The sequence below is a fragment of the Streptomyces sp. NPDC059740 genome (genome assembly GCF_042733155.1).
Classification (GTDB): Bacteria; Actinomycetota; Actinomycetes; order Streptomycetales; family Streptomycetaceae; genus Streptomyces.
In genome coordinates this window covers 284,378-295,361 of the sequence record NZ_JBHWGP010000007.1, presented here as the reverse complement: position 1 = coordinate 295,361, position 10,984 = coordinate 284,378, and the positions used below count along the sequence as shown (strand labels likewise).

Here is a 10,984-nt window from a genome sequence, read left to right as displayed (position 1 = left end):
CCTTTCGGATCTTGGGTAAGCCATCAGATCCAGAGATATTCCTCCAATCTCTGCCCGCTGCGCGGGCTATACGGCACTGCGCCTCGTGGCGCAGACAGGCTGTTGTGCGGGCGGTTGGGCGGGGTCGGCCGGTGGTTGGAGCCGACCGCGACCCACGGTCCGAGACCGGCTGCCTCCCTGGCAATCGCCTCCAGTGGGTCCTGCACCGACGTCCGGTCGAAGTACCAGCCTGGCAGCGCCTCTTTCGCTTCGAGGCCCGAGGAGCAGCCCAAGAGATCGCGCCTTCCGGGAAGTCCACGAGTCGGGCGCCCCTCTCCTGAGCCGCACCATCAGATCGCGGACCGCGCCCCGTTGGCCAGGGGGTCACAGATGACCGGGCCCGCGCGAGTGCCGTCCGCATGCGGCCTGTCACGCCGACAGTTGTGCCCCGCCTCACGGGGCCGGAGAAAGTCGCAGTACCGGCCGAGGGGCGGAGCCGCCACCGGCTCGCCCCCGTCTGCCCGATGCATGTCCGGTGCACGCCGGGTGCGGCCTGTGGGCCTCGCTGCCTGCGCGTCCGGGCGCGGCGGGCCCGGGGTGGTCAGCCGTCGGCGGCGAGGCGGTTCAGCCACTCCGTCAGCAGGAGTTGCTCGGCGCTGCTGAGGGTCGTCTGCTCGGGCAGCGTGGCGACCAGGGCGCGCGCGGCACCTGCCGGGCCCGCGTCCCGGACGGCTGGTTGCCGGGTGGTCACGGCGGCGACCATCGACTCCCGCAGTGTGGTCAGCAGCGCCGGGGCGCGGCGGTCCTCGGGCTGGGACAGCCAGGTGAGGACGGCGCCGCGCACGGTGGCGTGGATGATCTGGGCCGCGAGCTCCTCGTCGACCCGGAGCCAGCCGCCGGCGGCGAGGCGCCGGATGCGGGCCCTGAGAATCTCCATGCCGGCTCGGAAGGCGGCTGAGGGAGCCCGGGTGGGTTCGGTGTACATCAGCGTGAACAGCGCGGGGTTGGCCAGGCCGAACTCGACCGCGACGTCCCAGCCGGACCGCAGGTCCTCGATGTGGTCCTGCGGGTCGGGGTCGACCTTCTTGGTGGCGAGAAACGTGGCGAAGCCGTGCTCGGCCACCGCGTCGAGCAGCCCGTCCTTGTCGCCGAAGAGCCGGTAGATGGCCGGCGGCTGGAGGCCCGCCGCATCGGCGACCGCACGGGTGGTGACTGCGTCTCGCCCGCCGCGCGTCAGCAGGTCGACGGCGGCCTCGATGACCCGCTGCCGGGTCTTCTCGCGGCCTGCGGTGGCGGCGGGGGGGCCGGCGGTGTCGGCACCACCGGTGTCGCGTGAACGTGCTGGCATGCATCCAAAGATACCGCGTTAGTGGTTCCACTGTTAGTTACGCTGATATCGTTCAAGCGATTCCAGTGGAAACATCCACTGGGACCTGTTCTGGCTGCATGCCATCACTCTGGAGCGCATCATGATCATCGTCACCGGGGCCACGGGGAAGCTGGGCCGTCAGGTCGTCGAGCGGCTGCTCGCACGCGTGCCGGCGGACCAGGTCGGCGTCAGCGTCCGCGACCCGCAGAAGGCGCAGGCCCTGGCCGACCGGGGAGTGCGGGTACGGCGGGGCAGCTTCACCGACGCCGACAGCCTCGCCCACGCCTTCGAGGGCGCCTCGCAGGTGCTCATCGTCTCCGTCGACCGCATGGGCGAGGAGTGCGTCGAGCAGCACCGCACTGCGATCGAAGGGGCGGTCGCGGCAGGGGCCCGCCGCCTCGTCTACACCAGTCAGATGGGGGCCGGCGCATCGTCGCACTTCCAGGCCTGCCGTGACCACGCCGCCACCGAGGAGGCGCTGCACGCCTCCGGTGTGCCGTTCACCTCGCTGCGCAACGGCTTCTACGCCACCAGCGCGGTGGACTTCCTCGGACACGCGTGGGAGAGCGGCCGGGTCGCGCTCCCCGCGGACGGACCGGTCAGCTGGACCGCACACGCCGACCTCGCCGAGGCCGCCGCCGCCGTCCTGGCCGACGAGGGCTGCTTCGACGGCCCCACGCCGCCGCTCACCGGCGGGCAGGCGCTCACCTTCGAGGACATCGCCCGCGTGGCCACGGAGGTGACGGGCCGCCCCCTGTCGCGGACCGTCGCACCGGACGACCGGTTCCGGGAGCAGCTGGTGGACGACGGTGTCCCCGCCGAGACGGCGGACCGGTTGCTGGGCATCTTCGCCGCCAGTCGGGCCGGCGAGTTCGCCGCCGTCGACCCGACGCTGGCCAAGCTGATCGGCCGCGAACCCGTCTCCCTGGGCACGGTGCTGCGCGAGCAGCTGTCCCGCAGCTGATCACCGCGGTCTCGGGGGCCCCGTGCGCGTCGGTGGGCCGGAGCGCTGCCGGTGGCCGACGGGTAGCGCACGGGCCGCCTCCGTGGAGCCCGGTGCCGACGGTTGGCGGGGCCCGAGGAGGCTGTGCCGGCGTCAGCATCGTCGCCGCACAGATCGGAGCCCGATGCCGCAGAACGCCGACAACGTGGTGCCCCGCCGGCGCCCCACCATGGCTGACGTCGCCCAGCGTGCGGGTGTCCCGCACCAGACGGTCTCCCGGGTTCTGAGCGACCACCCGCACGTGCGCGCCGCAACCTGCGCCGAAGTGCAGCGTTCCATCGAGGAGTTGGGATACCGGCGGAACATCTCGGCCAGGGGCTGGTCTCCCGCCGCACCCTGACCCTGGGGGACAGGGACGACGCCGGCTGGGCACGGGTTTTTGTGCGGCGCCCTCGTAAGGTCGGCAGCGGAACCGGCGTCAGCACACTGCGCCCGGAGGCTCGTGACGCGCATGCGGAAAGGCCTCAGAGACCGGTGGAACGCGGCGAGAACCCACGGGGGTCCGGTGCCGGGCGTGCGGAGAGGCGCGCTCGGTGGCGCGACGGAGGGCCGGAAGTGGCGGCAGAGGGGAACCCGTCCGCGTCCGGACCGGGGAGGACGCAGCCGTCGTCCCCGGTCCGCGGCGAGCGGAAGGTCGGGGTGCAGACCAGCGAAGCCGGCAGCAGGTGCTGCGCGCAGCGTATCCGTCACCGCAGCGCACGCTGCGGCCCTCCTGCCGGTGCGGCGAAGGGGGCTGACAGCCTGAGGGGGCCCACTTAGGAATCCTTGCCATATGCCCGCCCGGGTCGCGTGGTCTGGCGCCGCACCTCGCGGCGTTGCCGAAAAGCCCTGGTAGCTCCGCTACGAGGCTTCTCCGACGCCTTGCGATGCACGGCACCGGACCACGCGACCTCATCGGACGCTCATATGGCAAGGACTCCTTACCGTAGGCGGCTTCCGCCGGGTCGGACCGGAACGGCAACAGGTACCCGGTACGCCCCGGTGGCACCGGCGGCCGAGCGCATCACCCGTGGTGGCAGCGCTGCCGGACGGTGTCCCCGCAACCGGCCCCCGCACGAGTATGTACATCGATGTAACGCGCTTCTACCGTGTCATCACGCGGCGTTGCGACGTCGTGTGCACGGCACGCACGATGCGCGGCACGCCCCCGGCCGGCCTTCCGGCAGCGGCGGTGCCTCGCAACCTGGAGCACCTCCCCCTGCCTTCCGGGAGCCGTCATGCCCCTCTGCCCTGCGCGCCCTTCGTCCCGGCCACCGTCCCGCCCCCCTGGGCGGCGCGGTGCCCTGCTCGCCACCCTGCTCACCCTCGTCGGCTGCCTCCTGGCCCTGTCCGTCCCGCCCGCCGGGGCGGCGAGCGGTACTCCACTGCGTGAGGGCACCGGCCTCTACCCGCGCGCCGTGCGCCTGGAGCACAACGGCTCCGCCGACGGACAGATCCTGGCCTCGGTCGTCGCCTTCGACGGGAACAACGGCCTCGGCGAGATCTACCGCAGCACCGACGGCGGTGCCAGTTTCCAGCACGCCGGCACCGTGCGGGACCCCGAGGCCGCGGGCGGCCAGGGCCTGTGCTGTGCCACGCTCTACGAACTCCCGCAGGCCGTCGGGGGCCTGCCCGGGGGCACCCTGCTGTGGGCCGCCTCGGTCGGCCAGGACGAGACGAACCGGCGGATGGCCCTGCGGGTCTTCGCCAGCCGCGACCTCGGGACAACCTGGTCCTACCTGTCGACGGTGGCCACCTCGCCCGACGAACGCGGCCTGTGGGAACCGGAGTTCTCCGTGGACGCGCAGGGCGACCTGGTGTGCCACTACTCGGACGAGACGGACGGCGCACACAGCCAGAAACTCGTCGCCGCCCGTTCCACCGACGGCCTGACCTGGAGCGGCCACCACGACACCGTGGCGAGCGCGCTGAGCAGCGACCGCCCCGGCATGGCGGTGGTCCGCAGGCTCCCGAACGGCACCTACTTCATGGCCTACGAGATCTGCGCCGCGGCCGGGCAGTTCAGCTGCGTCGTGCACTACCGCACCTCGGCGGACGGCTGGGACTGGGGCGATCCCGCGTGGCTGGGCATCCGCCCCGAAACCGCCGACGGCAAGTACTTCAAGCACGCCCCGACCGTGGCCTGGGCCCCGCAGGCGGGAAACGCACAGGGCAGGTTGCTGCTCGTCGGCCAGGTCATGTACAACGCCGACGGCTCGGTCGCCTCCGCCAGCAGGCGCACCGTGTGGTCCAACAGTACTTCCGGCACGGGGAGTTGGCAGGAGCTGGCCGCACCCGTCGCCGTGCAGTCCGCCACCGTCGACTACTGCCCCAACTACAGCTCGGCGTTGCTGCCCTCCGCCGACGGCAGCCGCCTCCTGGAAATCGCGACGGACTACGACGGGACCGTCTGCAAGCCCTACTTCGCCACCGGAACCCTCGGCTGACCAAGGCGGCACACCCGGTCGCCTCCCGGCGCCACCGTCCGGGAGGTGCACCGGTGGGGGACGGTCCGTCCGTCCCGCCCCCACCGTCTCCCGACGCATTGACAGTCCTCGCGGCCCGCGGAAGCATCGCGCTCCGCGAGGAAGACCGACAACGATGTCGACGCCCTGTCGGCACTTCCCAGGAGGAGTCCATGAGCTCAGCCGAACAGCGTTCCCTCCTGTCCCGGCGCGGCGTCCTGCGGGCAGGCGCGGTAGTTGGCCTGGCCGCTTCGGGTGCCGTGCTCGGCGCCCCCGCGAACGCCGTGACACCGGACGGAGGGAGCGGGGAGGGGCGCCCCGAGCTCCGGTGCTCCGGTGCGCGGGGCGCGCTGCTGGACGGCGCCTACGCGGCAGCGCTGAAGAACCTGCTGGACGTGAACACCGTGCCCTACGACCCTGCCGAGTACGACCAGACCGGGTTGATGGCCGACCCACCGGGGACCTTCGTCCGGGCGGGCGCCGGTTACGAGCAGCCGTGGACCCGGGACGCCTCGGTCAACGCGTGGAACGCCGCGAGCCTGCTCACCCCCGACACGGCCCGCAACACCCTGTGGGCGGTGTGCCGACGGCGCAGCGACGGCACGCTCGTCGTGCAGCAGGACAACCAGTGGTGGGACCAGATCATCTGGGCTGTCGCCGCCCACCACCACTACCTGGTGACCGGCGACCGCGTCTTCCTGCGTGACGCCCACCAGGCGGCGACCAACACCCTGCTCGCCAACCGCGCCCAGCACTTCAACAGCGCCTACGGCCTGTTCGAAGGACCTGCGTTCATGCAGGACGGCATCGCAGGCTACCCCTCGCCGCCGTACGACCCGCAGAACGACTCCTCCTTCGTCCTCGACCACCCCGGCACCGACAAGATCATGTCGCTGTCCACCAACTGCCTCTACCACGCCGGGTACTTGGCGCTTGCCGCCATGGCCGACACCGTCGGGGACCACGCGGCGGCGCGACGGTGGCGAACGGATGCCGCCGCGCTGCGGAAGGCGATCAACGCCCGGCTGTGGATCGAGGAGGACGGGGTCTACGGCTACTTCCTGCACGGTGCCGGAGAGCAGGCGGGCCGGCTGGAGCCCTACCAGGAGGGCAACGGGCTGGCCTTCGCCGTGCTGAGTGGGGTGGCTTCCGCCCGGCAGACCCGCCTCCTGCTGGCCCGCACCCACCACGAGCCGTACGGCGTGGTCAACGTCTGGCCGCACTTCGCCAGGTTCGACGACGCGCACCCGGGGCGCCACAACGTGACGGTCTGGCCGATGACGCTCGGGATGTGGGGTCACGCGGCGGCGGTCGGCGGGCGCCTCGACCTCCTCGACCGCACCCTCACCGAACTCGCCGGGCTGTACCGCCGGGACGGACACTTCTGGGAGCTGTACAACGCCCGGACCGGAGCGGCGGACGGCGGGTGGCAGAACGGCAGGCAGTGGCCCTCACAGGAGGACCAGACCTGGTCGGCCACCGGTTACCTGCGGCTGGTCCACCACGGTGTGTTCGGCATGGTGCACGAGCCCGGGGGCCTGCGGTTCGCCCCGGGCCTGCCGCCGGGCTGGGGCCCGGTCGCGCTCTCCGGACTGCGGTACCGGCGGTCCACGCTGGACCTCACGCTGTCGGGGTCGGGCCGTCACCTCCGCGCGCTCACGCTTGACGGACACCGTGCGCCGTACGTCCCCGCCGACCTGCGGGGCCGCCACCAGGTGCACCTCGAGGTGGCCTGACGCACGCGACGCCGCCGGCCGGGGCGCGGGAGCAGGCCCCCGCCGGCGGTCGGCCGGCACTCCGTGTCGCGCCTCGTCGGACGCGCTGTCACCGCGCCGGCACCTCGGACCCCGGCCTCCCCCCGGCTCCGGTCCACCCGCTGTCCGCCGCGCGGGGCCCGGTTCCTGCTTCCGGTGACCCGTGCAGACCGACGCGGGTTCGCGCAGGCCGCCGGGCGTACCGGCCCGCGCGCCCCTGCCGGCGCCGAGTCCGACTCGCCCGGACCGTCCCGACCTGTCCCGGAGAGACACATGTCTCACCGGGACACATGTCCCGTGGGGACATTTTCGGAGTACGGTCGGGAGCATGACGGCACTGGAGCCCCCCACCCCACCCGCCGGCACCACCGGACCGTCCGAGGACGACGGCCGGCGGCGCAAGGCCCGGCGGACGCGGAACGCCCTGGCCGCGGCGGCCGTCGACCTGCTGCTGGAGCGCGGCCCGGCCGCGACCACGGTGGAGGCGATCGCCGAGCGCGCCGACGTCACCCGCCGCACCTTCAGCAGGTACTTCACGGGCAAGGAGGACGCCGCGCTGGACTTCGTCCGCAGCGACAGCGAGCGCATCAACGCCCTGCTGCGCTCCCGTCCCGCCGAGGAGCCGCCGCTGCCGGCCTACCGCGCGGCGGTCCGCGCCTGGCTGGCCGACCCCCACGCCCCGGCCTGGCACGTACGTCCCCGCATGCGGCGGTTGCTGGCCCTGGTGGACGCCGACCCCGCCCTGTTCGCCGCCTACGAACGCATCCGGGTCGACGCCCAGGAGGAGTCGATCCGCATCATCGCCACCCGACTCGGCACCGACGACGTGGCGGACATCCGCCCGGCCGTCGTCGTCGACGCCGCCGCCGGAACCCTCACCGCCGCCCTTCGCAACTGGGCGCGCCGGCAGGGCGACCCGGCATCGGGAGCCGCAGACCTCGCCGCCCTCGTGGAGCGGGCCTACGACGCCCTCATCGAGGAGGCCGCAGCCGCGGCCGCCCTTCCCACGACCGGAGAGTGAACACCCGCCATGAGCACCACTTCCGCCACCGACCTTCCCACCGAGTTCGCCGGCCGGACCGCCCTGGTCACCGGCGCCGCCTCGGGCATCGGTCTGGCAACCGCCCGCCGCCTCGGCGAGGGCGGGGCCGCCGTCGTCATGGCCGACCACAACGCGGAAGGCGCCGAGAAGGCCGCCGCCGAGCTCAGGGCGGACGGGCTCTCGGCCGCCGCGGTGGCCGTCGACGTCACGCGCCCGGACTCCGTCGAGGCGGCCGTCGCCTACGCCGTGGAGACCTTCGGCGGCCTCCACCTGGCCGTCAACAACGCGGGCATCGGCGGGCCGAGCGCCCCCACCGGCGCGTACGACATCGAGGCGTACGACCGCGTGATCCGCACCAACCTCGACGGCGTCTTCTACTCGATGCGCTGGGAACTGCCGGCCATCGAGGCCGCCGGCCGGGGAGGGGCGATCGTCAACGTGGCCTCCATCCTCGGGTCCGTCGGCTTCGCCGGTTCGCCCGCCTACGTCGCCGCCAAGCACGGGGTGGTGGGCCTGACCAAGACCGCCGCCGCCGAGTACGCGCCCAGGGGCATCCGCGTCAACGCGGTCGGCCCCGGGTTCATCGACACGCCGCTGCTGCGGACCATGGAGAAGGAGGCCTACGACGGGCTGGTCGCACTGCACCCCGCAGGCCGTCTCGGGCGCGCCGAGGAGGTCGCGGAACTGATCGCGTTCCTGCTCTCCGACCGTGCCTCCTTCGTGCAGGGCAGCTACCACCTCGTCGACGGCGCCTACACGGCTCTGTGAACCACCACGCGCCCGCGGCCCCGCTGCTGCCCGTCGCGGGCGCGACACCCCATGCCCGACGGGGCCGGACCACCGGCCTCGGCACCCGTCGGCGGACGAAGGAGTCCTGGACATGAAGGCACTGCAGTACCGCACCATAGGCGCCGCCCCCGAGGTGGTGACCGTTCCCGACCCCGAACCCGGCCCGGGCCAGGTGCTCCTGAAGGTCACCGCCGCCGGCGTGTGTCACTCGGACATCGCGGTGATGAGCTGGCCCGCCGAAGGCTTCCCCTACCCGCTTCCCCTCACCCTCGGACACGAGGGCGTCGGCACCGTGGCCGCGCTCGGCGCAGGTGTCACCGGCCTGAAGGAGGGCGACCCGGTCGCGGTGTACGGCCCCTGGGGCTGCGGGGCCTGCGCCAAGTGCGCCGAGGGCAAGGAGAACTACTGCCTGCGCGCCGACGAACTGGGCATCCGCCCGCCCGGCCTCGGCCGGCCCGGGGCGATGGCCGAGTACCTCCTGGTGGACTCGCCCCGCCATCTGGTGCCCGTCGACGGGCTCGACCCGGTCGCCACCGTCCCGCTCACGGACGCGGGCCTGACCCCGTACCACGCGATCAAGCGCTCCCTGCCCAAGCTGGTTCCCGGGACGACGGCGGTGGTGATCGGCGCCGGCGGGCTGGGCCACGTCGCCATCCAGCTGCTACGGGCCCTGAGCCCGGCCCGCGTGATCGCGCTGGACGTGAGCGCGGACAAGCTGCGGCTCGCCCGCCGGGTAGGTGCCCACGAGACGGTGCCGTCCGACGCGGGTGCCGCGGCGGCGATCCGGGAGCTGACCGGTGGGCTCGGCGCCGAAGCCGTCTTCGACTTCGTCGGCGTCGCGCCCACGGTGGCCACCGCCGCGGCCGCCGTCGCGGTGGAGGGCGACGTCTCCCTCGTCGGCATCGGCGGTGCCGCCCTGCCGGTCGGTTTCGGCCACCTGCCCTTCGAGGTGTCGGTCACGGCTCCGTACTGGGGCAGCCGCAGCGAACTCACCGAGGTCCTGGACCTGGCACGGTCCGGTGCGCTCGCCGTCCACACGGAGACCTTCTCCCTGGACGAGGCCCCGCTCGCCTACGAGCGGCTGCACTCCGGCGAGATCGAGGGCCGCGCCGTCATCCTGCCCCACGGCTGACCGACGTGCGGGGCCCGGCCACCAAGGCCGTGCCCGCGCAGTCGCCGCCGCGGCGGTCCGCACGCGCCCCTGTCCCCGACCGCCCGGGCCTGCGACGGCCGGGGACGCAGGCGGGTGCGGACCGCCCAGGTCATTCGGCTTCCGCTCCGGCACGCCGTCGCCGACGCGCACGTGCCAGGTGGTGGGCGCGGGCCAGCAGTTCGCGGGTCGCCGCCCCGGAGTGCTGCCCCGGACAGACCACCGCCAGCCACCCCGCGGCGCCGTGGACGGGGTGTGCGAGGACGGTGTCGAGGGCGGCGAAGTCCTCGTCGCCGGCCGCCTCCCGCGGCGCATGCCCGGTCCAGCGGACGAAGGCCTCCCGCCCGGCGGCGATGTTGACGCGGAAGACCTCCGGGCGATCCAGCCGCGATCCCTCGTCGCCCGGGTAGTCCTTGGTCACGATCGTCGCGAACGGCTGGGTGCGCTCGGGCAGCACGCCGTCAGGTGCGTGGTAGAAGAAGGTGTCTCCCCAGCTGATCTCCGGGGAACCGTCCCCGGGCCCCGGCCGGACGGTCAGGACCCCTTCGAAGCCGGTAACAAAGCCGATGATCTCGTCGATGGTCATGTGGTCAAGCGTTTCACCGAAGTGCTTGTGGAGACTTCGGACGGAGAAGCAAGGAGATTCTGCTGGAAACCCTCAAGTCCGCCCTGCGCACGGTCGACGTCGCGCGGACCGCCGGATACTCGGTGCAGCAGGTGCGGGACCTCGAACACGCCGGTGTGCTGCCACCGGCGACGCGCACCACCAGCGGCTACCGGCAGTACGGCACGGTCCACCTGCACTCCGCGCTGGCCTACCGCTCCCTGGCCGCGGGTACCGGACCCACCGAGGCGCGGCGGATCCTCCGCGCCGTCCACCGGGCCCCGGCCTCCGAGGTGCTCGCACTTCTCGACGCGGCGCACGCCCGCCTCGACCGGGAACGCAGCGGACTGCTGCTCGCCCGGGAGGCCGCCGAGCTGATGAGTGCCGAGCCGGTCGAGGACGCCCGCGCCTCGGACGCCATGAGCGTGGCCGAACTCGCCGTCGCCCTCGGGGTGCGCCCCTCCACGCTGCGGCACTGGGACGCCGAAGGGCTCGTGGTACCCGACCGGGTGCCGCCTCGGGCCACCCGCCGGTACTCGCCCGCCCAGGTCAGGGACGCTCGCATCGTCCAGCAACTGCGCGGCGCCGGATACCGCGTCGAGTCCCTCAGGGCCCTGATGCCGGACCTCCCGCGCGGACGCCGGTCGCAGGACGTGGCAGCCGCCCTGGCGGTGCGGGACACGAGCATCACCACTCGCTCCCTCGCTCTCCTGGAAGCAGCTGCGGCGCTCCACCGGCTCCTGGTTGCCCGAACCGGGTAGCGCATCGGGGGCGTACGGCCGCCACCTTCCGGCGAACCTGTGTTCGTTCTGCCGCAGATGGCGATATAACGCCCCGGTATGACCGATTC

General features: G+C 73.2%; 9 protein-coding genes and 1 pseudogene. 8 read left to right on the top strand and 2 right to left on the bottom strand.

The features are described 5' to 3' along the window. Positions 1-580 precede the first annotated feature (580 nt). A complete protein-coding gene (locus tag ACFV3R_RS12455; RefSeq protein ID WP_385579887.1) occupies positions 581-1,327 on the bottom strand; it encodes a TetR/AcrR family transcriptional regulator in 747 nt (248 codons plus the stop codon). Positions 1,328-1,448: 121 nt separating this feature from the next. On the opposite strand from ACFV3R_RS12455, the gene ACFV3R_RS12450 reads away from it, so the two are divergent. From ACFV3R_RS12450 to ACFV3R_RS12420, 7 genes and pseudogenes are all read left to right on the top strand, one after another. Then, positions 1,449-2,312, top strand: a complete 864-nt coding sequence (locus ACFV3R_RS12450; protein WP_385579884.1) for an SDR family oxidoreductase — start codon at positions 1,449-1,451, stop codon at positions 2,310-2,312. 163 nt (positions 2,313-2,475) lie between these two features. Then, a pseudogene (locus ACFV3R_RS12445) lies at positions 2,476-2,699 on the top strand (LacI family DNA-binding transcriptional regulator); the annotation flags it as partial. An 869-nt stretch (positions 2,700-3,568) separates the two neighbouring features. Further along, positions 3,569-4,777 (top strand): sialidase family protein, encoded by a 1,209-nt coding sequence (locus ACFV3R_RS12440; RefSeq protein WP_385579881.1) that lies wholly within the window; start codon positions 3,569-3,571, stop codon positions 4,775-4,777. 191 nt (positions 4,778-4,968) lie between these two features. Next, positions 4,969-6,531, top strand: a complete 1,563-nt coding sequence (locus tag ACFV3R_RS12435; protein ID WP_385579934.1) for a hypothetical protein — start codon at positions 4,969-4,971, stop codon at positions 6,529-6,531. 346 nt (positions 6,532-6,877) lie between these two features. After that, a complete protein-coding gene (locus ACFV3R_RS12430) occupies positions 6,878-7,570 on the top strand; it encodes a TetR/AcrR family transcriptional regulator (RefSeq protein WP_385579878.1) in 693 nt (230 codons plus the stop codon). Between the two features lie 9 nt (positions 7,571-7,579). Beyond that, positions 7,580-8,359, top strand: coding sequence for an SDR family NAD(P)-dependent oxidoreductase (locus ACFV3R_RS12425; RefSeq protein ID WP_385579875.1), 780 nt, complete (start codon positions 7,580-7,582; stop codon positions 8,357-8,359). 112 nt (positions 8,360-8,471) lie between these two features. Continuing rightward, positions 8,472-9,512, top strand: a complete 1,041-nt coding sequence (locus tag ACFV3R_RS12420; protein ID WP_385579872.1) for an NAD(P)-dependent alcohol dehydrogenase — start codon at positions 8,472-8,474, stop codon at positions 9,510-9,512. A 130-nt stretch (positions 9,513-9,642) separates the two neighbouring features. On the opposite strand, the gene ACFV3R_RS12415 is transcribed toward ACFV3R_RS12420, so the two are convergent. After that, positions 9,643-10,116, bottom strand: coding sequence for a DUF6194 family protein (locus ACFV3R_RS12415; protein WP_385579869.1), 474 nt, complete (start codon positions 10,114-10,116; stop codon positions 9,643-9,645). A 56-nt stretch (positions 10,117-10,172) separates the two neighbouring features. On the opposite strand from ACFV3R_RS12415, the gene ACFV3R_RS12410 reads away from it, so the two are divergent. Then, positions 10,173-10,895: a MerR family transcriptional regulator gene (locus ACFV3R_RS12410; protein WP_385579931.1), complete on the top strand. Its 723-nt coding sequence runs from the start codon at positions 10,173-10,175 to the stop codon at positions 10,893-10,895. Positions 10,896-10,984: the final 89 nt, after the last annotated feature.